Source organism: Janthinobacterium sp. CG3, assembly GCF_000344615.1.
In the GTDB taxonomy this organism is placed as follows: domain Bacteria; phylum Pseudomonadota; class Gammaproteobacteria; order Burkholderiales; family Burkholderiaceae_D; genus Janthinobacterium.
Map to the genome: position 1 here is coordinate 5,242,976 of NZ_KB467824.1, position 23,310 is coordinate 5,266,285.

Annotated in this window: 23 protein-coding genes; 20 read left to right on the forward strand and 3 right to left on the reverse strand. The window is 67.6% G+C overall.

The window, feature by feature from the left end:
• The 9 genes from JANGC3_RS0123295 (at window position 1) to motD (ending at window position 10,537) form a co-directional block, all read left to right on the forward strand.
• Complete coding sequence (locus JANGC3_RS0123295; protein ID WP_157406849.1) at window positions 1-1,266, forward strand: hypothetical protein; 1,266 nt, start codon at window positions 1-3, stop codon at window positions 1,264-1,266.
• Between the two features lie 42 nt (window positions 1,267-1,308).
• Window positions 1,309-2,415: a glycosyltransferase gene (locus tag JANGC3_RS0123300; protein WP_198292049.1), complete on the forward strand. Its 1,107-nt coding sequence runs from the start codon at window positions 1,309-1,311 to the stop codon at window positions 2,413-2,415.
• A 175-nt stretch (window positions 2,416-2,590) separates the two neighbouring features.
• Entirely contained in the window at window positions 2,591-3,769 is a 1,179-nt protein-coding gene (gene flhB / locus JANGC3_RS0123305; protein ID WP_017878898.1) for a flagellar biosynthesis protein FlhB, read from the forward strand.
• Window positions 3,766-5,859, forward strand: a complete 2,094-nt coding sequence (gene flhA / locus JANGC3_RS0123310; RefSeq protein WP_017878899.1) for a flagellar biosynthesis protein FlhA — start codon at window positions 3,766-3,768, stop codon at window positions 5,857-5,859. Before flhB ends, flhA begins: the two co-directional genes overlap by 4 nt.
• 241 nt (window positions 5,860-6,100) lie before the next feature.
• The gene (gene flhF, locus JANGC3_RS0123315; protein WP_017878900.1) at window positions 6,101-7,441 is read left to right on the forward strand and encodes a flagellar biosynthesis protein FlhF; all 1,341 of its coding nucleotides are present in this window, start codon (window positions 6,101-6,103) and stop codon (window positions 7,439-7,441) included.
• Window positions 7,434-8,270 carry a MinD/ParA family ATP-binding protein gene (locus JANGC3_RS0123320; protein WP_017878901.1) on the forward strand — a complete coding sequence of 279 codons (837 nt, stop codon included), beginning with the start codon at window positions 7,434-7,436 and terminating at the stop codon, window positions 8,268-8,270. The genes flhF and JANGC3_RS0123320 overlap by 8 nt, the downstream gene beginning before the upstream one ends.
• 17 nt (window positions 8,271-8,287) lie before the next feature.
• Complete coding sequence (locus JANGC3_RS0123325; RefSeq protein WP_017878902.1) at window positions 8,288-9,022, forward strand: RNA polymerase sigma factor FliA; 735 nt, start codon at window positions 8,288-8,290, stop codon at window positions 9,020-9,022.
• Window positions 9,004-9,750 carry a flagellar motor protein gene (locus JANGC3_RS0123330; protein WP_017878903.1) on the forward strand — a complete coding sequence of 249 codons (747 nt, stop codon included), beginning with the start codon at window positions 9,004-9,006 and terminating at the stop codon, window positions 9,748-9,750. The genes JANGC3_RS0123325 and JANGC3_RS0123330 overlap by 19 nt, the downstream gene beginning before the upstream one ends.
• A gap of 1 nt (window position 9,751) precedes the next feature.
• Window positions 9,752-10,537, forward strand: coding sequence for a flagellar motor protein MotD (gene motD / locus JANGC3_RS0123335; RefSeq protein WP_026133404.1), 786 nt, complete (start codon window positions 9,752-9,754; stop codon window positions 10,535-10,537).
• A gap of 94 nt (window positions 10,538-10,631) precedes the next feature.
• Here motD and JANGC3_RS0123340 read toward each other — a convergent pair whose 3' ends face one another.
• The 3 genes from JANGC3_RS0123340 to flgA all read right to left on the reverse strand — a co-directional run bounded on the left by JANGC3_RS0123340 (window position 10,632) and on the right by flgA (window position 12,242).
• The gene (locus JANGC3_RS0123340) at window positions 10,632-11,099 is read right to left on the reverse strand and encodes a flagella synthesis protein FlgN (protein WP_026133405.1); all 468 of its coding nucleotides are present in this window, start codon (window positions 11,097-11,099) and stop codon (window positions 10,632-10,634) included.
• 9 nt (window positions 11,100-11,108) lie between these two features.
• Window positions 11,109-11,411, reverse strand: a complete 303-nt coding sequence (gene flgM / locus JANGC3_RS0123345; protein WP_017878906.1) for a flagellar biosynthesis anti-sigma factor FlgM — start codon at window positions 11,409-11,411, stop codon at window positions 11,109-11,111.
• 117 nt (window positions 11,412-11,528) lie between these two features.
• Window positions 11,529-12,242 (reverse strand): flagellar basal body P-ring formation chaperone FlgA, encoded by a 714-nt coding sequence (gene flgA, locus JANGC3_RS0123350; RefSeq protein WP_017878907.1) that lies wholly within the window; start codon window positions 12,240-12,242, stop codon window positions 11,529-11,531.
• Between the two features lie 181 nt (window positions 12,243-12,423).
• Here flgA and flgB point away from each other — a divergent pair, with 181 nt between their 5' ends.
• The 11 genes from flgB to flgL all read left to right on the forward strand — a co-directional run bounded on the left by flgB (window position 12,424) and on the right by flgL (window position 23,295).
• Window positions 12,424-12,834 carry a flagellar basal body rod protein FlgB gene (gene flgB / locus JANGC3_RS0123355; RefSeq protein ID WP_017878908.1) on the forward strand — a complete coding sequence of 137 codons (411 nt, stop codon included), beginning with the start codon at window positions 12,424-12,426 and terminating at the stop codon, window positions 12,832-12,834.
• A 2-nt stretch (window positions 12,835-12,836) separates the two neighbouring features.
• A complete protein-coding gene (gene flgC / locus JANGC3_RS0123360) occupies window positions 12,837-13,238 on the forward strand; it encodes a flagellar basal body rod protein FlgC (protein WP_026133406.1) in 402 nt (133 codons plus the stop codon).
• Window positions 13,239-13,255: 17 nt separating this feature from the next.
• A complete protein-coding gene (locus JANGC3_RS0123365; protein WP_026133407.1) occupies window positions 13,256-13,945 on the forward strand; it encodes a flagellar hook assembly protein FlgD in 690 nt (229 codons plus the stop codon).
• 33 nt (window positions 13,946-13,978) lie between these two features.
• Complete coding sequence (locus tag JANGC3_RS0123370; protein WP_017878911.1) at window positions 13,979-15,532, forward strand: flagellar hook protein FlgE; 1,554 nt, start codon at window positions 13,979-13,981, stop codon at window positions 15,530-15,532.
• A 28-nt stretch (window positions 15,533-15,560) separates the two neighbouring features.
• Window positions 15,561-16,307, forward strand: coding sequence for a flagellar basal body rod protein FlgF (locus JANGC3_RS0123375; protein ID WP_026133408.1), 747 nt, complete (start codon window positions 15,561-15,563; stop codon window positions 16,305-16,307).
• 70 nt (window positions 16,308-16,377) lie between these two features.
• Window positions 16,378-17,160 carry a flagellar basal-body rod protein FlgG gene (flgG, locus tag JANGC3_RS0123380; protein ID WP_026133409.1) on the forward strand — a complete coding sequence of 261 codons (783 nt, stop codon included), beginning with the start codon at window positions 16,378-16,380 and terminating at the stop codon, window positions 17,158-17,160.
• 87 nt (window positions 17,161-17,247) lie between these two features.
• Window positions 17,248-17,892, forward strand: a complete 645-nt coding sequence (locus tag JANGC3_RS0123385) for a flagellar basal body L-ring protein FlgH (protein ID WP_026133410.1) — start codon at window positions 17,248-17,250, stop codon at window positions 17,890-17,892.
• 2 nt (window positions 17,893-17,894) lie between these two features.
• Entirely contained in the window at window positions 17,895-19,025 is a 1,131-nt protein-coding gene (locus JANGC3_RS0123390; protein ID WP_017878915.1) for a flagellar basal body P-ring protein FlgI, read from the forward strand.
• An 11-nt stretch (window positions 19,026-19,036) separates the two neighbouring features.
• Window positions 19,037-19,951, forward strand: coding sequence for a flagellar assembly peptidoglycan hydrolase FlgJ (flgJ, locus tag JANGC3_RS0123395; RefSeq protein ID WP_017878916.1), 915 nt, complete (start codon window positions 19,037-19,039; stop codon window positions 19,949-19,951).
• A gap of 95 nt (window positions 19,952-20,046) precedes the next feature.
• A complete protein-coding gene (gene flgK, locus JANGC3_RS0123400) occupies window positions 20,047-22,011 on the forward strand; it encodes a flagellar hook-associated protein FlgK (RefSeq protein ID WP_026133411.1) in 1,965 nt (654 codons plus the stop codon).
• A gap of 48 nt (window positions 22,012-22,059) precedes the next feature.
• Window positions 22,060-23,295 carry a flagellar hook-associated protein FlgL gene (gene flgL, locus JANGC3_RS0123405; protein WP_017878918.1) on the forward strand — a complete coding sequence of 412 codons (1,236 nt, stop codon included), beginning with the start codon at window positions 22,060-22,062 and terminating at the stop codon, window positions 23,293-23,295.
• Window positions 23,296-23,310: the final 15 nt, after the last annotated feature.

A 23,310-nucleotide genomic window follows, 5' to 3' on the forward strand; every position in this document is an offset into this window, starting at 1 on the left:
TTGCAGATGAAGAGAATTTTCCAGACCGCGCTGTACCTGGTCAGTTTCGGCTTTGCCCGCGGCACCCTGTTCGTCGCCCCGATCATCCTCGCCAATAGCCTGTCGTCGCGCGACTATGGCGCACTCGAATGGGCCCACGCCGCCGCCTCGCTGGGCGCCACCGTCGTCGCGCTGGGCACTGCCTCGGCCATGCCGCTGGTGGCCCTGAAACGCACCGCGCAGGGCAGCCAGCGGGGCATCCTCTGCCACCATCTCGGCGTCGCCGCCGCCTGCGTCGGCATGGCGCTGGCGGCCGGCTTGGCCGGCGCCGGCCGGGCGCCGGCGATGGCCGCGTTGCTCACCGCGGCCATCGCGCTGCAGGTGCTGTGGAGCGTGCACCTGAAGTCGCATGGCCGCGGCGAGGCGTCGCTCATGCTCGATTCCTGCATGTTTACGCTGGTAGCGGCGGTGGCCTTGGCGGCCAAATGGTGGCAGTGGCAAGACGTGCTGGGTTGCGTGTTGTATGCCCTGGCCGCGTATATCGCCTGCCTGGCCGCGGTCACCGGCGCCGCCGTGCTGGGCCGTGCGCGCGCCGGCGAGGCGCCGGCGTACCGGGCCACGCTGCGCCTGGGCCTGCCCTTGATGTTGGGGGCGCTGGTGACGATCGCCGCCACTACCTCGGGCCGGCTGCTGATCGCCTACTTGGGCGGGGCCCTGTTGACGGCCGACTACGCCGTGCTGGCCAGGGCGGCGGCGCTGCCGATTATCGCGCATCAAGTGGTGCTGGTGGCGAAATTTCGGAAGTTGTACGAGTTACCGGACCGGGAAATGGAAAAGGTGGTCTTGCTGATCCTGTCCCTGGTGACCGCCTCGGTGCTGGTGTTCTGGTCGCTCAGCCCGTATCTGGGCTGGATGCTGGGCGGCGCCTTCGTCCGCACCTTTTCCACCCACTCCGCGGCGGCCGTGCCGATACTGGTGCAAGCCATATTATGGTCGGCCATCTCGCTCAACGACACCGTCAACATCCGCCAGCAGACAATGTTGAAAGTCTTGCCCGCCAGCGCGCTGGCGCTGCTGCTCGCGGTCCCGGCGGCCGTTGTCCTGGTGCAGTTCCTCGGCGTGAGCCTGCTGCGTTTCGTCTACGTACATGGCGCCGTCATGTTACTGTTTTATCTGGCCCAGGTCGGTGCCATGGTCGGCTCCGGCATCCGCCTGTGGCGGCCGTGGGGCTTTGCCGTGGCCGCGTATGTGCTGTTGACCGGCCTGGCCGCTTGGCTATACCGCTGATCCGTTCCGCATTCTTTTATTGGTTGAGTTATGTTGAAAGTTGTGCATTTAGGAAAGTATTATCCGCCCGATTCCGGCGGCATCGAAAGCGTCACGGAAACGCTGGTCGAAGGCACCTACGCGCATGGATACGCGTCGACGGTCATTTGTTTTGATAAGGGCAAGCTGGGCAGTACGCGCTGCAAGGGCGGCGAGGTGGTGCGCCTGCCGATCGATAAGATGTTGAACGCCCAACCGCTGGGGTGGGCGTATTTGTGGCGCGGCATCCGGGCCGCGCGCAAGGCCGATATCGTCCACGTGCATACACCTAATTTGCTGGCGTCGCTGGCGACGTTGTTCATCGGCTCGAAGCCGAAGCTGTTGGTGCATTGGCACAGCGACATCGTCGGCAAGGGCATGATGGGGCATGTCGTGCGGCCCCTGGAAAACCTGATGCTCAGGCGCGCCGACGTGGTGCTGGCGACGTCCCAGCGCTATGCCGACGGCTCGGCCGCGCTGCGGCGCTTCGCCGGCAAGGTCAGCGTGGTGCCCCTGGGCGTGCCGGAGCCGCGGACCGAAGCGCCGCCGCAGCCTTTGAGCGAGCGCCTCAATCTGTTCATCGGCGGCCGGCGGCTGGTGTTGAGCGTGGGCCGCCTGACCGCCTATAAGGGGTTTTCGGTTCTGGTGGAGGCGGCGCGGAGCCTGCCCTCCGACGTCGCGGTGGTGATCGCCGGCGGCGGCGAGTTGATGCCGGCGCTGGCCCGGCAAATCGCCGAGCGCGGGCTGGGCCAGCGGATTTTGCTGGCGGGCCGGGTATCGGACCAGGAATTGCGCGCGCTGTATCTGGACGCGCAGGTGTTCTGCCTGCCGTCGATCCATCGCTCGGAGGCCTTCGGCGTGGTCTTGCTGGAGGCGATGGCGTACGGCGTGCCGATCGTGGCGACTGACATTGCCGGCTCCGGCGTGCCATGGGTCAACGCCGACGGCGTCAGCGGTTTGAACGCCGCATCCGGCTCGCCGGCCGCGCTGGCACGGGCCTGCTGCCAGATACTGGCCAGCCCCGAGTTGCGCACGCGCCTGGCCAATGGCGCGCGCAATCGCTATGAACGGCATTTCACCGACAAGTCCTTTGCCCAAGAAGTTGCAAATATTTACACGAAAATGCTGTAGCGGGACGCCGCGCCGCAGTCGCCCCTTTCTTGGGGGGATTTCTAGAGGGGGAAATCAAACAAGGCCGGAAAAGGCCGCCTGTTCCGCCGATGGCGGCGCCGGCGGCGCCGCCATAATGCTACTTGTCCCGTCCGTTTTCGCGCGCCTTGCGCCCCGGACTCCACCGGAGTAACAGATGGCCGAAGACAGCGACGCCGAAAAGACCGAACCCGCGTCAGCCAAGCGCATCGAGCAGGCGCGCGAGGAGGGCGACGTGCCGCGCTCGCGCGAGGTGGCGACGTTTACGGTGCTGATGGCGTCCGGCTGCTGCCTGTGGTTCGCCGGCGAGGGCGTGGTGCGGCGCCTGACGGCGGTGCTGGTGGCCGGCCTGAACCTGGACCGCGAGCACATCTTCAACCCCGACGCGCTGTTTACGCGCATCTTCAACGACGCCGTCGGCGTCATGCTGTCCTGCCTGCCGCTGGGCGTGGCGGTGATGGCGGTGGCGCTGGCCTCGCCGCTGCTGGTGGGCGGCTGGCTGTTCAGCGGCAAGGCCTTCATGCCGAAGTTCGGCAAGCTCAACCCGATCAAGGGCATCGGCAACATGATCTCGGTCAACGCGCTGGTCGAATTGCTCAAGGCGGTCGCCAAGACCATCGTCGTCGGCGTTGTCGCCTGGATGGTCATGCAGCACCAGAAGGACGCCGTGCTGGCCTTGGCGGTCGAGCCGCTGCGCGCCGGCAGCGCCCACCTGGTGAGCCTGTTGATCACCGCCTTCATGCTGATCGTCGGCGCGCTCGGCCTGATCGCCGCCATCGACGGCCCCTACCAGGTGTGGCACTACGCCCACAAGATGAGGATGACGCGCCAGGAAGTGACGCAGGAGAACAAGGAATCGGACGGCAATCCGCAGATCAAGGCGAAGATCCGCCAGATGCAGCACGAAATGTCGCGCCGGCGCATGATGGCGGCGGTGCCGGGCGCCGACGTGGTGGTGACCAACCCGACCCACTACGCGGTGGCGCTGAAGTACGGCGACGATTCGCGCGGCGCGCCGCAGGTGGTGGCCAAGGGCAGCGACGAGGTCGCCGCCAGGATCCGCGAGCTGGCCAGGGAGAACCACGTCGCCATCCTGGAGGCGCCGGCGTTGGCGCGCGCGCTGCACAAGCACACCGACATCGGCGACGAGATCCCCGAGGCGCTGTACGCGGCCGTGGCCGAGGTGCTGGCCTACGTGTTCCAGCTGCGCGCCTTCGACAAGGGCGCCGGGGCGCGCCCGGAGCGCCCCGGCCGGCTGCCGGTGCCGCCCGAGCTGGACCCTTTGAGCCCGGCCTCGCAGCCATCCCCCGACACGCCTAACGGAGCGACCCCATGAACAGCATCAGAATGCCGGCCTGGTTGAGCGGCCTGGGCGCCAGCGCCAGCCGCGGCGTGGCCGCGCCTATCATCATCATCATGCTGTTGGCGATGATGGTGCTGCCGCTGCCGGCCTTCATCCTCGACATCTTTTTCAGCTTCAACATCGCGCTGTCGATCATCGTCCTGCTGACCGCGCTGTACACGGTCAAGCCGCTCGACTTCATGGCCTTCCCGACCATTTTGCTGGTGAGCACGATGCTGCGCCTGTCGCTCAACGTCGCCTCGACCCGGGTCGTGCTGACCGAGGGCCACACCGGCGCGGCGGCGGCCGGCAAGGTGATCGAGGCCTTCGGCCACTTCCTCATCGGCGGCAACTACACGGTCGGTATCGTGGTCTTCATCATCTTGACGATCATTAACTTCACCGTCGTCACCAAGGGCGCCGGGCGCATCGCCGAAGTCGGCGCGCGCTTCGCGCTCGACGCCATGCCCGGCAAGCAGATGGCCATCGACGCCGACCTGAACGCCGGCCTGATCGCCGAGGCCGAGGCGCGCCGCCGCCGCACCGAGGTGGCGCAGGAGGCCGAGTTCTACGGCGCCATGGACGGCGCCAGCAAATACGTGCGCGGCGACGCCGTGGCCGGCATCATGGTCACCGTCATCAACATCGTCGGCGGCCTGCTGGTCGGCCTGCTGCAGCACGACCTGCCGTTCGCCGAGGCGCTCAAGACCTACACGCTGCTGGCCATCGGCGACGGCCTGGTCGCGCAGATCCCCTCGCTGATCATCTCGACGGCGGCCGGTATCGTGGTCTCGCGCGTGGCCAGCGACCAGGACATCGGTACCCAGCTGGTGGGCCAGTTGTTCGCCAAGCCGCAGGTGCTCTACATCACCGCCGGCATCATCGGCGGCATGGGCCTGATCCCGGGCATGCCCAATATGGTGTTCCTGCTGCTGGCCGGCGTCATGGCCGGCACCGCCTACCTGATCAGCAAACGCCGCGCCGAGGCCGCCGACGCGGCGCCGGCCGAGGCGCCGCCGCCGGCCACCGCGCCGGAGCAGGAGGAGGCCAGTTGGCAGGACATCATGCCGGTCGACACCCTCGGGCTCGAGGTCGGCTACCGCCTGATCCCGCTGGTCGACAAGACCCAGGGCGGCGAGCTGCTCAAGCGCATCAAGGGCATCCGCAAGAAATTCGCCCAGGAGGTCGGCTTCCTGGCGCCGCCGGTGCACATCCGCGACAACCTGGAATTGAAGCCGGCCGCCTACCGCATCACGCTCAAGGGCGTCGAGGTCGGCGCCGGCGAGGCCTTCAACGGCCAGTTCCTGGCGATCAACCCGGGCATGGCCAGCGGCACCCTGCCCGGCGTGGCCACCAGCGACCCGGCCTTCGGCCTGCCGGCCACCTGGATCGAGGCCGGCCTGCGCGACCAGGCCCAGGCGATGGGTTACACCGTCGTCGACGCCGGCACGGTGGTGGCGACCCATTTGAACCACCTGATCACCTCGCACGCCTCGGAGCTGCTCGGCCGCGCCGAGGTGCAGTCGCTGCTCGACCACCTGGGCAAGGACGCGCCCAAGCTGGTCGAGGATTTGGTGCCGAAGATGGTGTCCTTGTCGACCTTGCAAAAAGTGCTGCAAAACCTGCTGGTCGAGGGCGTGCACATCCGCGACATGCGCTCGATCATCGAAACCCTGGCCGAGCACGCCGTGCACATCCAGGACCCGGCCGACCTGACGGCGCTGGTGCGGGTGGCGCTGGGGCGGGCCATCGTGCAGCAACTGTTCCCCGGCGCCGGCGAGCTGTCGGTGATGACCCTGGACAACCGCCTGGAGCGCCTGTTGATGCAGGCGCTGGGTTCCGGCGGCGCCGACGGCGCCGGCATCGAGCCGGGCCTGGCCGACACCATCGCCCAGCAGGCCGGGCTGGCGGCGCAGCAGCAGGAGGCGCTGGGCCTGACGCCGGTGCTGCTGGTGCCGGGGCCGCTGCGCGCGCTGCTGTCGCGCTTCCTGCGCCGCGCGCTGCCGCAGCTGAAGGTGCTGTCGCACTCGGAAATCCCGGAAACCAAGACCATTCGGGTGACCAGCCTGGTAGGCGCGCAATAGCGTTGCCGCCGCCGTTCGCCCGCCCGCCCGCTCGCCGCCGCCGGAAAAATGAAATACGGCCTGTTTCCCGTCCTGCTCCTTCGATCGTTTCCAGGGTGCATCGTTAATAATGGACCTGTCCGAGTAAGCTGCGTCTCATGTGGAAGACGCGATGCCCGGGCAACAGGGAGTCGATGATGGCCATACACAACCATGCCGCACGCCGGCAAGCGCGCCCAAGCCACATACCGGGGGAGCGGCCATGAACGTCAAAAAATTCACCGCGCCGACTTCGCGCGATGCGCTGCGCAAGGTGCGCGAGGCGCTCGGCCCCGACGCCGTGATCCTGTCCAACCGCCAGCTCGACGGCGAGGTCGAGATCCTGGCGCTGGCCAGCGACGACGCCGCCTCGCTGGCCGAGCCCAGCGGCGAAATGGCGCCGCGGCCGTACGCGCAGTCGCAGCCGCCGGCCAGGCCGGCGGCGCCGTTCCAGGCGCAGCCTCAGCCGCAGGCCCGCCCGGCGCCGCGCCAGGCCGCCGCGCCGGCCGCGCCGGCCGACGACGCCCGCGACATGGCGCGCATGTCGCAGCTGATGGCCTCGGCCATCGCCCACGCCAAGGATAGCGCCGCCGCCGAGATGAGCGGCATGATGGACGAGATCCGCGCCATGCGCGGCATGCTCGAGAGCCAGCTCAGCGAAATGTCGTGGAGTTCGACCCAGCAGCGCGAGCCGCACAAGACCGAGGTGCTGCGGGCGATGCTGGCGGCCGGCTTTTCGGCGACGCTGGCGCGCTACCTGGTCGAGAAACTGCCGGCCGGGCGCGGCGGCGCCGACAGCCTGCGCTGGATCCAGACGGTGCTGGCGAAAAACCTCAACGCCATGGCCGACGAGGACGCGATGCTCGAGCAGGGCGGCGTGTTCGCGCTGGTCGGCCCGACCGGGGTCGGCAAGACCACCAGCACCGCCAAGCTGGCGGCGCGCTGCGTGATGCGCCACGGCCCGGAAAAGCTGGCCTTGATCACCACCGACGCCTACCGTATCGGCGCCCACGAGCAGCTGCGCATCTACGGCAAGATCCTCGGCGTGATGGTGCACTCGGTCAAGGACGAGGCCGACCTGCGCATCGCCCTGAAGGAGTTGCGCAACAAGCACACGGTGCTGATCGACACCGTCGGCGTCAGCCAGCGCGACCAGATGGTCACCGAACAGGTGGCGATGCTGCAGGGCGCCGGCGCCGACGTCAAGCGCCTGTTGTGCCTGAACGCCACCGCCACCGGCGAGACGCTGCAGGAAGTGGTGCGGGCCTACCAGGGCAGCGGCCTGGCCGGCTGCATCATCACCAAACTCGACGAGGCGGCCTCGCTCGGCAACGTGCTCGACGTCGTGATCCGCCAGAAGCTGCGCCTGTTCTACGTCTCCAACGGCCAGCGCGTGCCGGAAGACCTGCACCTGGCCGACCGCGGCTACCTGATCGACCGCGCCTTCAAGCTGCAACGCGCCGGCGCGCCGTCGCAATACCAGGACGCCGAGCTGCCGCTGCTGATGGCGCAGGCCGGCGCCGCCCGCAACGAGCGTTCGCTCAGCGGGGTGCACCTTGGCTAATTTCGACTTCGACCAGGCCGAAGGCCTGCGGCGCATGCTGGCCGGGCCCAAGCCGCGCATCGTCACGGTGCTGTCGGCCACGCCGCGGGACGACAAGGGCGCCATGCTGGTGAACCTGGGCGCCTCGCTGGCGCGCGCCGGCAACGACGTGCTGCTGGTCGACGCCTGCGCCGGCGAGCGCGGCGTCGGCGAGCGCCTCGGCGTGGCCGGCGGCGCCAGCCTGCTCGACGTGGCGCGCCAGCGCTGCGCGCTGAACCAGGTGATCCACCAGGTGCCGCAGGGCTTCGGCGTGGTCACGCTGGCGCCGCGCGGCGTCGCCGCGGTGGCCGCCGACGAGGCGCGCCGGCTGGCCAAGGCCTTCGACGTGCTGGTCAAGCAGACCGGCATCGTCATCGTCGACGGCGAGTATGGTGAAGATGGCGAGGAGGGCTTCCCGCTGCCGGCCATGGCCAGCGCCGACATCGTGGTGCAGGTGTCGAACAGCGCCACCTCGATCAAGGCGGCCTATTGCATGATCAAGCGCCTGAACCACGCGTTCGGCCGGCGCCCGTTTGGAATTCTTGTCACCGGGGCTTCCGAAACCGAGGCAAAGGTGGTATACGATAATATGGCTCAGGCGGCCAGCCGTTATTTGGCGTTGAACCTGACCTCGATGGGCTCGGTGCCGGCCGACGAATACCTGCACCGCGCCGCGCGGCTGGGACGCGCGGTCGTCGACGCCTTCCCCTTGGCCGGGGCATCGGTCGCGTTCCGCCAGCTGGCCGGGCGCTTCGCCCTGTCGGCCGGGCCGTCACCCTACCGCGCGGGGGGCAACCATTTTAGCGCCTAACAAACAATAAGCTGCCTATGTATACGGTTAAAGGGAAAGCGGACAAGAACCAATTGCTGACGGAGCACATCCCGTTGGTGAAGCGTCTGGCCCACCACATGAAGGCCAAATTGCCGCCCTCGGTCGAGGTCGACGACCTGGTCCAGGCCGGCATGATAGGCCTGCTCGACGCCATCAACCGCTACGAGGAAACCCACGGCGCCCAGTTCGAGACCTACGCGGTGCTGCGCATCCGCGGCGCCATGCTCGACGAGTTGCGCAGCAGCGACTGGCTGCCGCGCAGCATGCGCCAGAACATGCGCAAGATCGAGGTGGCGATGAGCACGCTGCAGCAGCGCCTCGGCCACCCGCCCACCGAGTCCGAGGTGGCGCAGCTGCTGAAGATGTCGCTGCACGACTACCAGGAGATGCTGGGCGACGGCGGCGGCCACCAGTTGCTGTACTACGAGGATTTCCACGACCCCGACGGCGGCAACGACAGCTTCCTCGACCGCCACAGCGTCGACGAGGACGGCGACCCGTTGCGCTCGCTGCTCGACACCGACTTCCGGCAATGCGTGATCGACGCCATCGACGCGCTGCCGCCACGCGAGAAAATGCTCATGGGCCTGTACTACGAGGAAGAATTGAACCTGAAGGAAATCGGGGCGGTGATGGGCGTGTCCGAATCGCGCGTCTCGCAACTGCACACCCAGGCCGTCGCGCGCCTGCGCGCATCGTTAAGGGAGCAGGCGTGGACTGGGCCAGCGTAGCCGGGGTGGTGCTGGCGCTGGCCGGCGTCATCGTCGGCCAGGGGCTGGAGGGCGGCAAGTTCGCCTCGCTGCTACAGCCGGCCGCGTTCGCCATCGTGGTGGTCGGCACGCTCGGCGCGGTGCTGCTGCAAACGCGCATGCGCGCCTTCGTGCGCGGCATCGAGATGACGCGCTGGGTGTTCCTGCCGCCGCTCGACGGACGCGCCGCGCTGGCGCGCCAGATCAGCCAGTGGAACCAGTCGGCGCGGCGCGACGGCCCGCTGTCGCTGGAGCGCCACATGGAGGCCAGCGGCGACCAGCTGGTCGTCAAGGGCTTGCGCATGATCGTCGACGGCATCCACCCCGACAAGCTGCGCCAGTTGCTCGACGTCGAGATCAGCGCCTACGAGGTGGCCGAGCGCCAGGCGGTGCGGATCTGGGAGTCGGCGGCCGGCTACTCGCCCACCATCGGCATCCTCGGCGCCGTGCTCGGCCTGATCCACGTGATGGAAAACCTGACCGACCCGGCCAAGCTGGGCGGCGGCATCGCCGTGGCGTTCGTCTCGACCATCTACGGCGTCGGCCTGGCCAACCTGTTCTTCTACCCGGTGGCCAACAAGCTCAAGGCGATCGTCTCGCTGCGCGTGGTGCAGTACGAAATCGTCGCCGCCGTGTTCTACGACATCGCCAGCGGCGACCACACGCGCATCATCGAAGAGCGCGTCGCCAGCCTGCTGCGGGAGTACTGAGATGCAGATGCGGCGCGCGCGCAGGAAATTCGACGACGAGCCGGAGAACCACGAGCGCTGGCTGATCTCGTACGCCGACTTCATCACCTTGTTGTTCGCCTTTTTCGTCGTCATGTACGCGCTGTCGCTGGCCAACGAGGGCAAGTACCGGGTTTTCTCGGACGCCATCGGCGAAGCGCTCGGCCTGCGCCGCGGCGCGCCGCCCATCGTGCTGGAGGCGCCGCAGGCGATACCGCTGCCGAACCCGATGATCAAAAAGCGCGCCGAGGCGCTCAAGCGCGAGCGCGAGAACATGACGCGGCTGGCCAACGACCTGCTGTCGACGCTGGCGCCGCTGGTCAAGGAGGGCAAGGTGCGGGTGACGCAGAACAGCCGCGGCGTCAGCGTCGAAATCAACGCCAGCGTGCTGTTCGACCCGGGCGAGGCGCGCCTGACGGCCGAATCGGACCAGGCCCTGCGGGCGGTCGCGGTGCTGCTCAAGGACGACCCGCACGCGGTGCAGGTCGAAGGCCATACCGACAACCAGCCAATCCGCAACCCCAGCTTCCCGTCCAACTGGGAATTGTCGGCGGTGCGCGCCAGCGCGGTGGTGCGCCTGTTCATCGAAGCGGGCGTGGCGCCGGCGCGGCTGACCGCGGTGGGCCACGGCGCCAACCTGCCGGTGGCGCCGAACGACGGCGCCGACGGGCGCGCGCGCAACCGCCGCGTCGCCGTCACCATCCTGTCGGCGCTGCCCGACACCGTCACCGAACTGCCGACCACGGCGGCGCCGGCGCCGGCGCCATAAAAAAAACCGGGGACAGACCACGTTTTTCGAGAAACTTTCTCGAAAAACGTGGTCTGTCCCCGGTTTGCTTGTCGCGGTTTGGGTGTCGGCTGGACTAGCCGATGACCAGGCGGCGGCTGGCCGCGCCGGCGGTGGTTTGGCCGCTGGGGCCGTAGAAGTTGCCGCCCTGGGCGGCCGGGCGCATGCTGTTGAGCGCGCCCTGGGTGTGCGCCAGCTGTTTGTTGACCAGCATGCCGTTCAGGCGGTTGCGCTCCTTGGCCGCGCGCGTCAAGGCCAGCAGCGCCGACCACTGCGCGGTTGCGCCGGCGTCGCCGCATCCGGCCAGCCAGGCCGCCATGCCTTCCTCCTTCGGCGCGAAGCCGGCCGCCGCCAAGGCGTCGTGGCGCAGCTTGGCGCAGGCCGCCAGTTGCGCCACCAGCGCGCCTTTGCGCGCCGTCAGCGCGGTCAATTCGTCGATTTCCGCCGCCACCAGGCTGTCTTGCTCGCGCTGCATCAATTCAAACAGCGCGTCCATCAGTTCGCGTTCTTCGCGCAGCGTACTCAAGGGGGAGGCGGATTGCATGGCTGATACCTATCTTTTACGTGAATGCAGCAAGTCCCTGACTGTTTCCAGCAGACCGTCCGCGACTTTTTCGGAATTGACCTGGAACTGGCCGTCGGCGATGGCCAGCTTGATGCGTTCTACTTTCTTGGTGTCGAACACGGCGCTGTTGCCGGCCGCGCTGGCGGCCAGCGCCTGGCCCTGCGGCGACAGGCGCACCTTGTCCGACGTGTCGGTGTTAACGCTGGCCTTTTCGGCGCCGCGCGCACTGGAAGTGGCTGCCGGCGTCACCGGCAGGCCGGGGGTGCTCTTGATGGTATCGGTAATTTTCACAGCATCATCCTCGTCTGGTCGGAGCTTGGAACTCCGGGATATGTGTTCTTTATCGGCGCCCGCGGCGGAAACTTTAGCCCTGGCGCCGCCAATCAGCATATCTCTTTGCCAAGACGTTTAAAACGCCACTTCGACCAGGCCGCCGGCCCTGGCCACGCCGCTGATTTGCTGGCCCGCCGTGGTGCGTACCTGCACCACCTGGCCGTCGCTGGCGTTGTTGATCGCGCGCGCCTCGGCCGAGACGCGGAAGCCGGCGCCGCTCGACACCAGCCGCACCAGTTGCCCCTGCTGTACCACGTTACCGCTGCGCAGCATGTCGAGGCGCAGCGGCGTGCCGGCCGCCAGCGAGACGGTGGCGCTGCGCCCGAGCACCTGCGCCATGTCGGTGGCGATGCCGGCCGGCAGCGCGGCGAGGTCGCCGCGCAGGCTCACCAGTTGTTCGGCGACGATGGGCTGGCCCTGCGCCAGCGGCAGCGCGCTGGCGATGTAGCCGGCCTGCACCGCCACCGTCGCCTGGATATAGATGGTCCACGGCGTCGGCGCGGTGCAGCGCAGCCCGACCGTGGTCTTGCCCCAGGCCCGTGCGCCCGGCGCCATGAACGCCTGCGGCGCCGGGCAGGCGGCCAGGTTCAGGCGCGCGTCGAGCGGGCCGACCGTGACCGTGACCTGGCCGGGCAGGCCGGCCGTTTGCAGTTGCAGGAATTGCGCCACGCTCTGGCGCAGCGCCTCCGGCTCTTGGCGCGCGCCGGCCTGGGCGGCGGCGCCGGCGGCACAGCACAGCAGGGCGGCGAACAGTGGAATGCGGCGTGGCAGAGTGAAAGCGTATGGCATGGTATGGACCCCCGGAATGGTTAGATGATAGGCCGGGCGGGGCCGGACGAAACCCCGAGCAAGACCGCAAACAGCGGTCTGATCAAGCGATGGCGGCGGCGCCGCCGGCCGTATCATCGATCCTGTCACCACCATATCGCCCACCCCGGAAGGAAGTGGCCGATCTCTTGCGGAGCTAGAAATGATAGGCAAACTCGACGCTTACTTGGGCTTTCACGAAACGGCGCTGAACCTGCGTGCGAACCGCCAGCAAGTGCTGGCGTCGAACATCGCCAACGCCGACACGCCGAACTACAAGGCGCGCGACCTCGACTTCGCCGCCGCGCTCAAGGGCGCGCTGGGCCAGGGCGGGGCGGGGCCGGCGCTGGCGGCCACTGCGGCGCGGCATTTCCCGACGGCGGCGGCGGGCGGCGCCGCCGCCGGCGCGCTGCAGTACCGCACGCCGGCCCAGGGCGCGGTCGACGGCAATACCGTCGACATGGACGTCGAGCGCAACCAGTTCGCCGACAACGCCGTCCGCTACGAGGCCAGCATCACATTAATCAACGCCCAGATCAAGGAAATGATGACGGCGATACAAGGAGCGCAATAACCATGTCCCTCTTTCATATCTTCAGCGTTTCCGGCTCGGCCATGAGCGCCCAGGCGCAGCGCCTCAACGCCACCGCCAGCAACCTGGCCAACGTCGACAGCGCCACCAGCGCCAGCGGCCAGGCCTACCGCGCCAAGCAGGTGGTGTTCGAGGCGGTGCCGCTGGCCGGCGGCGCCACCGCCGTCAAGGTGCGCGAGGTGATCGAGGACCCGTCGCCGCTGAAGATGGTGTTCGATCCGAAGCACCCGCTGGCCGACGACAAGGGCTATGTGGCGATGCCGAACGTCAACCCGGTCGACGAGATGGTCAACATGCTGTCGGCCTCGCGCTCCTACCAGACCAATGTGGAAACCATGAACGCGGCCAAGACGCTGTTGTTGAAAACCTTAACGATCGGCCAGTAGGCCGCGGAGATGCAAACATGACTACTATTGACACCGGCTACGGCGATTTGATGGCCGCCGTGAACCCGAAGTCGGCCAAGGCGCCGGCCGCCGGCACGGTCGAGGCCGAAACCAATAAGTTCCTGACGCTGCTGGTGACGCAGTTGAAGAACCAGGATCCGATGAACCCGCTCGACAACGCCCAGTTGACCAGCCAGCTGGCGCAGTTGTCGACCGTCACCGGCGTCAACAAACTCAACGCCACGGTGGAGTCGCTCAAGGCCAGTTACCAGTCGAACGAGTCGCTGCAGGCGGCCAACCTGATCGGCCACGGCGTACTGGTCGACGGCAACGCCATCAACCTGATGAAAAGCGCCGCCATCCTCGGCGTCGACTTCGGCTCCGAAGTCGACAGCGTCAAGGTGGTGATCCGCACCGCCGGCGGCAAGGAGGTCAAGACCATGGAAATGGGGCCGCAGGCGGTCGGCACGGTGCCGCTGGCCTGGGACGGCAAGGTCGAGGACGACGGCACCGGCAAGCCCGGCGTGGCGCCCGACGGCAAATACGTCTTCGAGGTGGTGGCCATGCGCGGCGGCGAAAAAGTCGGCGACGCCAAGGCGCTGCAATTCGGCTCGGTCGCCAGCGTCTCGACCAGCGCCAAGGGGGTGCTGCTGAACGTGCCCTCGGTCGGCAGCGTCGGCCTGGCCGATATCAAACAAATTCTGTAACCGCGGCATCCCACCCATTACCAGGAGAATTCCATGTCTTTCCAACAAGGGCTTAGCGGCCTGAACGGCGCAGCGAAATCACTCGACGTGATCGGCAACAACATCGCCAACGCCAACACGGTCGGCTTCAAGCAGTCGCAGGCGCAGTTCGCCGACATTTACGCCAAGTCGCTCAACGGCGTCGGCGGCAATTCGGCCGGGATCGGCGTGTCGGTGTCGCAGATCGCCCAGATGTTCACCCAGGGCAACCTGGAAACCTCGGCCAACCCGCTCGACATCTCGATCAACGGCGCCGGTTTTTTCCGCACCTCGGTCAACGGCGCGATCCAGTATTCGCGCAACGGCCAGTTCCAGGTCGACAAGGAGGGCTTCATCGTCAACGCCCAGCTGGCCAAGCTGACCGGCTACGCGGCCGACGTCAACGGCAAGATCGTGGCCGGCTCGGCGCAGCCGCTGCAAATCAACAAGACCGACATGAAGCCGCAGGCCACGACCCGGGTCGACACCCAGATCAACCTCAATTCGACCAGCCAGATCCCGATCAAGTTTCCCTTCAGCGTGGGCGACGCCGACACCTATACCAAGCAAACCCCGACCGAGGTCTTCGATTCGCTCGGCAATTCCCATTCCTTGTCGACCTATTACGTCAAGACCGGCACCAATTCGTGGGATATCTACATGGCCAACGACAACATGGAAATCACCGCCATGAAGGCCGCCGCCACCGTCCAGAGCGACCCGGCGTCGCTGGCCGCGCGCGCCGTCTACCAGACGGCGGTGACGGCGGTGCCGCTGAACCCGGCCGCCGTGATCACGGCGGCGCTGGGTTACGCGGCCGCGGCCGGCGCGGCCGTCACGGCCGCCGCCACGGCGGCCGGCGCCAGTCCGGCCCAGCTGGCCGCGCTGCTGCTCAGCTACAACCCGGCCGCGATCCCCGGCAGCGACCAGAACGCCGGGCGCACCCCGGACCAGATCGACAAGGCCATCGCCGCCGCCACCGCGGTGCCGGCGAAGAAGGTCGGCGTGTTGCTGTTTAACACCTCGGGCACGCTCGACAAGGCGTCGATGCTGTCGCTGACGCCGCCGCAGACGCTGCCGATGTCGGTTTCGCTGCCGATTTTCCCGGCCACCGGCGCCGTGCCGCAATTGCCGATCAATGTGGAGTTTAGCAACTCGACCCAGATCGCCAACCCGACCAGCGAGAAAAAGACCACCCAGGACGGCTACGCCGGCGGCGCGCTGATCGACTTCGGCGCCGACGCCAGCGGCGTGCTGGTCGGCAAGTACAGCAACGGCCGCACCGCCGCGCTGGGCCAGATCGTGCTGGCGAACTTCGCCAACCCGAACGGCCTGGAGCCGCAGGGCAACAACGCCTGGGCCGAAACCAATGCCTCCGGCGGCCCGCTGGTGGGCGAGCCCAACAGCGGCAGCCTGGGCTTGCTGCGCTCCGGCTCGGTCGAAGTGTCGAACGTCGACCTGACCGCCGAGCTGGTCAACATGATCACCGCGCAGCGCGCCTACCAGGCCAACGCGCAAACCATCAAAACCCAGGACCAGGTGCTGCAAACGCTGGTCAACCTGCGCTAAGCGTCGCCGCCGGCACAAGGAGAAGCAGATGGACCGTTTGATCTACACCGCCATGACCGGCGCCCGCCACATCCTCGAGCAGCAGGCGACGACGGCCAACAACCTGGCCAACGCCACCAGCACCGGCTTTCGCGCCCAGCTCAACGCCTTCCGCGCGGTGCCGGTGGTGGCCGACAACCTGCCGCTGGCGACCCGCACCTTCGTCGTCGACTCCACCGTCGGCAGCAACTTCGCCCCCGGGCCGATGCTGCAAACCGGACGCGAGCTCGACGTCGCGGTGCAGAACAAGGGCTGGATCGCGGTGCAGTCGGCCGACGGCTCGGAAGCCTACACCCGCAACGGCGCGCTGCGCATCAACGAGAACGGCATGCTGCAAACCCAGTCCGGGCTGATGGTGCAGGGCGAGACCGGGCCGCTGGCGGTGCCGCCCGAGGTGCGCCTGGCGATCGCCGGCGACGGCACGCTGGGCGCCATTTCCACCGACACCAAGCCCGGCCCGGCCACCATCCTCGGGCGCATCAAGCTGGTCAACCCGCCCGAACAGTCGCTGGTGCGCGGCGACGACGGTCTGTTCCGCCTGCGCGACGGCGCCCCGGCCGAGGCCGACCCGGCGGTGCGCCTTTCCGCCGGCGCGCTGGAGGGCAGCAACGTCAGCCCGGTCGACTCGATGGTCAGCATGATCGCCCTGGCGCGCTCCTTCGAAACCCAGATGAGCATGCTGAAGAATGCCGAGAACAACGCCGCTAAAGCGACCCAGATCCTGGCTTTGAATTGACGGCCGCGCGCGCATAATGGCCACATAGAATTCACCGCGGGCCGTGCGCCGCCGTTATCGGAGAGAGAAAATGATACGTTCACTATGGATCGCGAAGACCGGGCTGGAGGCGCAGCAGACGCAGATGGACGTCATCGCCAACAACCTCGCCAACGTCAGCACCACCGGCTTCAAGAAGTCGCGCGCGGTGTTCGAGGACTTGCTGTACCAAAACGTGCGCCAGCCCGGCGCGCAGTCGTCGCAGCAAACCCAGTTGCCGTCCGGCCTGCAGATCGGCACCGGCGTGCGCACCGTCGCCACCGAACGCATCCACACCCAGGGCAACCCCCAGTCGACCGGCAACTCGAAGGACATCATGGTCAACGGCGCCGGCTTCTTCCAGGTGCTGCTGCCCGACGGCACCACCGCCTACACCCGCGACGGCTCCTTCCAGACCGACGCCAACGGCCAGATGGTGACGGCCGAGGGTTTCGTCATCCAACCCGCCATCACGGTGCCGAGCAACGCGCTGAGCCTGACCGTGGCGCGCGACGGCAGCGTCTCGGTGACGCTGCCCAACAGCGCCGCGCCGTCGCAGATCGGCTCGCTGCAACTGACCACCTTCGTCAACCCGTCCGGGCTGGAGTCGAAGGGCGAAAACCTGTACGTCGAGACCGGCGCGTCCGGCGCCGCCCAGACCAACACGCCCGGCACCAACGGCACCGGCATCATGATGCAGGGTTACATCGAGGCGTCCAACGTCAACGTCGCCGAGGAAATGGTCAATATGATCCAGACCCAGCGCGCCTACGAGATCAACAGCAAGGCCATCACCACGTCCGACCAGATGCTGGCGAAACTGGCGCAGCTGTAACGCCCCCCCCCATTTAGCTTGGCGCACTGAACACTGAACACTGACACAAGGCCGGACGCCGCCACGCGGCGCGCCAGCGGAGGCAATATGAAATACTTGATCCTGATATGCGCGGCGGCCCTGGGCGCCTGCTCGGTGGTGCCGACCTCGATCGTGCAGCAACCGACGTCGTCGCGCCCGTTGCAGGCCGACACGCCGGCGCCGTCGAACGGCGCCATTTTCCAAAGCGCCGCCTACCGGCCGTATTTCGAGGACCGCCGCGCGCGCCACGTCGGCGACATGCTGACCATCACCATCACCGAGAAAACCAACGCCGTCAAGGCCGGCGCCAGCTCCGGCAACAAGAGCGGCAGCGTCAACTTTGGCATGGCCGGGCCGCTGCAGGCCCGCTTCGGCGCCACCGCCTCGGCCGAGGGCGCCACCAAGCACGCCGACGGCGACAACCAGAGCGCCAGCAACGCCTTCACCGGCACCATCGGCGTGACCGTCATCGAGGTGCTGGCCAACGGCAACCTGCTGGTCGCCGGCGAGAAACAGGTGGCGATGAACAAGGGCGTCGAGTTCATCCGTTTTTCCGGCATGGTCAGCCCGGACACCGTCGCCACCGGCAACAACGTGCTGTCGACCCAGGTCGCCGACGCCCGCGTCGAATACCGCACCAACAGCCAGATCGACAAGGCCGAAGTGGCGTCGATGGCCTCGCGCTTCTTCCTCAGCCTGTTGCCGTTCTGATCATGGCGACCTTGTCCACCCAAGCCTCGCGCCTGCTGCGCGCCCTGGCCGCGCTGGCGCTGTGCGCCACGCTGCTGCCCGGCGCCGCCCGCGGCGAGCGCCTGAAAGACCTGGCCAGCGTCGCCGGCGTGCGCCAGAACCAATTGATGGGCTACGGCCTGGTGGTCGGCCTCGACGGCAGCGGCGACCAGACCACGCAAACCCCGTTCACCGTGCAAAGCGTGGTGTCGATGTTGCAGCAACTGGGCGTGAACCTGCCGCAGGGCACCAGCCTGCAATTGAAAAACGTCGCCGCCGTCATGGTGACGACGTCGCTGCCGGCGTTCGCCCAGCCGGGCCAGATGCTCGACGTTACGGTCTCGTCGATGGGCAACGCCAAGAGCCTGCGCGGCGGCACTTTGCTGATGACGCCGCTCAAGGGCGCCGACGGCCAGATCTACGGCATGGCGCAGGGCAACGTGCTGGTCGGCGGCGTCGGCGCCCAGGCGGCCGGCAGCTCGGTGCAGATCAACCACCTCAGCGTGGGCCGCATTTCCGGCGGCGCCACGGTGGAGCGCGCGGTCGCCTCGGCGCTGGGCCAGGACAACACCATCCGCCTGGAACTGAACACCACCGACTTTTCCACCGCCAGCCGGGTGGTGCAGGCGATCAACAACCATTTCGGCAACAACGTCGCGGCGGCGCTGGACGGGCGCGTGATCCGCGTCCAGTCGCCCAGCGACAGCGACGCCCGCGTCGCCTTCCTGGGCGCGCTGGAAAGCCTGGACGTGAAGCCGGCGCAAATGGCCGCCAAGGTCATCATGAACGCGCGCACCGGTTCGGTGGTGATGAACCAGGCGGTTACGCTGGACAGTTGCGCCATTTCGCACGGCAACCTGTCGGTCAGCGTCAGCGCCGACACCCAGGTCAGCCAGCCGAACCCGCTTGGCGGCGGCCAGACCGTGGTGACCCAGGGCGCGCAGATCGACATCAAGAAAGAGCCGGGCAAGGTGTTGCTGCTCAAGCCGGGCGCCTCGCTGGCCGAGGTGGTCAAGGCGCTCAACGCCATCGGCGCCTCGCCGCAAGACTTGCTGGCGATCCTGCAAGCGATGAAGGCCGCCGGTTCGCTGCGCGCCGAACTTGAAATTATCTAATAGGGGCCGCCATGATCAGCCAAACCGACTTGTCGAAACAGAACGCCTTTGACCTGAAGGGCCTGGGCGAATTGCGCCAGTCCGCCAAGGCCAAGGAGCCGGAGGCGCTGAAGACGGCGGCGACCCAGTTCGAGGCGATGTTCCTGAACATGATGATGAAGAGCATGCGCGACGCCACGCCGCAGGACGGCGTCATGGACAGCCAGCAGAGCAAGATGTACACCTCGATGCTGGACCAGCAGACCAGCCAGAACCTGGCCAAGCGCGGCACCGGCCTGGCCGACGTGCTGATGCGCCAGTTGACGCAGGTGGCGCCGGCGCCCGACGCCGACGTCTCGCCGCGTTCGTCGACGATGGCGGCGGCGCTGGAAGCCTTCCGCGCCCAGCAGCAGGGGGCGGGCGCGCCGGCCGCCGCGGCGGCGCTGAAACCGGCCGCGGCTGCCGGCGTCGGCGCGGGCAGCCAGGCGCCGCACGTGCGCGCGTTCCAGGAAAAACTCGGCGGCCACGCCGCCGAGGCCAGCCGCGCCACCGGCATCCCGGCCAAGTTCATGCTGGGCCAGGCCGCGCTCGAGAGCGGCTGGGGCAAGCGCGAGATCAAGGGCCGCGACGGCGCCGCCAGCCACAACCTGTTCGGCATCAAGGCCGGCCCGGAGTGGAAGGGCAAGGTGGCCGAGGCCGTTACCACCGAGTACGTCAACGGGGTGCCGAAGACGCGCACCGAGAAGTTCCGCGCCTACGATTCCTACGCCGACAGCTTCCGCGATTACGCCAAGTTAATCACCGACAACAAGCGCTACGAAAAGGTGCTGGCCAGCGCCGGCGACGCCAGCAGCTTCGCCCAGGGCCTGCAGCGCGCCGGTTACGCCACCGACCCGCACTACGCCGCCAAGCTGACCCGCATTATCAAGCACTCGCTGGTCGGCTAGCCGGGGGGGGCGCGGGCCGGCCGCTTCAAGTTTCGCCGCCCGGTGCCGTAAATGAAGTAGAGCTGAAGTAGAGCGCACAGAAAAGTACCCACACCATGTCTATCAATCTCCTCAATATTGGCAAAAGCGGCCTGATGGCGGCGCAGTTGGGGCTGGCGACGACCGGCCACAACATCTCGAACGCCAACGTCACCGGCTACAGCCGCCAGACCGTGTTGCAGCGCAACGCCGTGCCGAACCAGGCCGGTTACGGCTTCGTCGGCACCGGCACCGAGGTGGCGCAGGTGAAGCGGGTGTACGACAACTTCCTGGCCAACCAGGTGCGCGCGGCGCAAAGCGCCTCCAGCGGCCACGAGGCCGTCTACACGCAGATCAGCCAGATCGACAACCTGCTGGCCGACCCGTCGGCCGGCCTGTCGCCGTCGCTGCAAGAGTTTTTCAAGAGCGTGCAGGACGTCAGCGCCAATCCGGCCTCGGTGGCGTCGCGCCAGGCGCTGTTGTCGGGCGCCGGCTCGCTGGCCTCGCGCTTCCAGGGGCTGACCGCGCGCCTGCGGGAAATCGGCAACGGCGTCACCAGCGAAATCAAGGGCAGCGTCGCCTCGATCAATTCCTTCGCCACCCAGATCGCCGAGCTCAACGCCTCGATCAGCAACCTCGGCGTGAACGAAACCAACCTGCCCAACGACTTGCTGGACCAGCGCGACCAGTTGATCAATGAAATGAGCAAATACGTCAAGGTGACGGTGACGCCGGGCGAAAACAACAGCGTCACGGTGGCGATCGGCTCCGGCCAGCCGCTGGTGCTGGGCAAGCACGCGTTCCAGCTGGCGACGACGCCGGCGCTGACCAACCCGGACCGCCTCGAAGTGGGGTATATGATCGGCGACACCGTGTCGGTGCTGGGCGAGGGCGCGCTCAACGGCGGCTCCCTCGGCGGCTTGCTGGAATTTCGCAGCGGCACCCTGGACCGCGTGCAAAATTCGCTCGGCCGCCTGGCGGTGACGATGGCCATTACCTTCAACGACCAGCACAAGCTGGGGCAGGACCAGAACGGCGCGCCGGGCGGCGCCTTCTTCAGCGTCGCCGCGCCGGTGGTGGCGGCCGACTACCGCAACAACGCCACCAGCACGGCGGCGGTGACGGCCACCATCAGCGACCCGACCAAGCTCACCGTCAGCGACTACGCGGTGCGCTACGACGGCGCCGATTTCGTCGTCACGCGCCAGTCCGACGGCCAGCGCACCACCATCGCGCCGTATCCGCAAAGCGGCCCGCAAACCATCGACGGCGTCGATTTCTCGATCAGCGGCAGCGCCGCCGAGGCCGACAATTTCATGGTCAAGCCGACCGCCAACGGCGCCGCCGGTTTCAACGTGCTGATCACCGACCGCGCCAAGATCGCCGCCGCCGCCCCGGTCAGCACCTCCAGCCCGCTGGCCAACACCGGCAACGCCAAAATCAGCGCCGGCTCGGTCGACAGCGCCTACCTGCTGCCGGGAAATACCCTGGCGGCGCCGGTGACGCTGACCTACAACCTGGCCGGCAATTCCCTGTCGGGCTTCCCGCCCGGCCAGGCCGTCACGGTGACGGCCAACGGCGTGCCCACCGTGTATCCGGCCGGCACCGCCAGCATCCCCTATACCAACGGCGCCGAACTGAGTTTCGGCGGCGTCCACGTGGCCATCGCCGGCACCCCGGGCGCCGGCGACCAGTTCAGCGTCGGCCCCAACGTCAGCGGCGTCGGCGACAACCGCAACATGGCCTTGCTGGGCGCCTTGCAAACCAAGAACATCCTCGACGGCGGCAAGGCCACCTACCAGGGCGCCTACGCGGAGACCGTCAGCTTCGTCGGCAACACCACGCGCGAGGTGCAGATCAACGGCTTGGCCAGCACGGCGTTGCTGGAGCAGACCGAAACGGCGCAGCAGTCCCTGTCGGGCGTCAACCTCGACGAGGAGGCGGCCAACCTGTTGCGCTACCAGCAGGCCTACCAGGCCAGCGGCAAGGTCATGCAACTTGCCAGCACGCTGTTCGACGTCATCATCGGGCTCGGACGATAATTGTGTCCGGCGCGGCCCCGGGCCGCGCCGGCGAGGAAGGGTAACATCATGCGCATCAGCACCAAGACCACGTACGACATCGGCAGCACGCAGATCAACAAGCTGCAGTCCGCGCTCAACCGCACCCAGCAGCAGTTGTCGAGCAACCGCCGCAACCTGACGCCGGCCGACGACCCGATCGCCAGCGCGCGCGCGCTGGAGGTGACGCAGTCGCAGTCGATCAACACGCAGTTCGTGACGAACCGGCAAAACGCGAAGAATTTCCTGGGCCAGGAGTTGCAGGCGCTCAACACCACCCAGCAACTGATCGCCGACGTCAAGGAACTGGTCGACAAGGCCGGCAACGGCACCTACACCGACAGCGAGCGGGCCATGCTGGCGACCGAGCTGGAGGTGCGCCTGAACGACCTGCTGGCGGTGGCCAATACCTCCGACGGCGCCGGCGGCTACCTGTTCTCCGGCTATAAATCGACCACCGTGCCGTACAGCATGAACGCCGGCGGCGGCGGCGCCACCTACCAGGGCGACCAGGGCCAACGCACGCTGCAGGTGGGCATGTCGCGCCAACTGGCCACCAGCGACGCCGGCAGCACCGTCTTCGACAACAACATGACCGGCAACGGCAGCTTCGTCACGGCGCCCGATCCGGGCAACTTCGGCCGCGGCGGCGGCGGCAAGATTTCCGCCGGCACCGTGACCAACCCGGTGGCGCTGACGGGGCACAATTATTCGATCGCCTTTAGCGGCACCGGCGCGGCCACCACCTACCTGGTCACCGACACCACGCTGGGCGTGACCGTGCCCAGCCCGGCCGCGCCGGCGCCCTACATCAGCGGCGCGGCGATCTCCTTCGACGGCCAGCAGTTCGACGTCAAGGGCGCGCCGGCCAACGGTGACACGTTTACCGTCGCGCCGAGCCGCAAGGAGTCGCTGTTCACCACGCTGTCGACCGCCTTGACGGTGCTGCGCCAGCCGGCCAGCGGCACGGCTGGCCAGGCGCGCCTGAGCAACGGCCTCGACGCGGTGCACGTCATCCTCGACACCGCCTTCGACAACGTGCTGGCGGTGCAGGCCGACGTTGGCTCGCGCCTGAAGGAACTGGACTACCTCGACAGCGCCGGCGAGGACCTGGAGCTGCAATACGCCGGCACCCTGTCCGATTTACAAGATCTCGACATCGTCAAGGCGATTTCCCTGTTCACGCAGCAGGAAACCACGCTCAAGGCGGCGCAGCAAACCTACACCAAGGTCATGGGCCTGTCGCTGTTCAACTACATCAATTAAGCCCGGCTCTTCGCC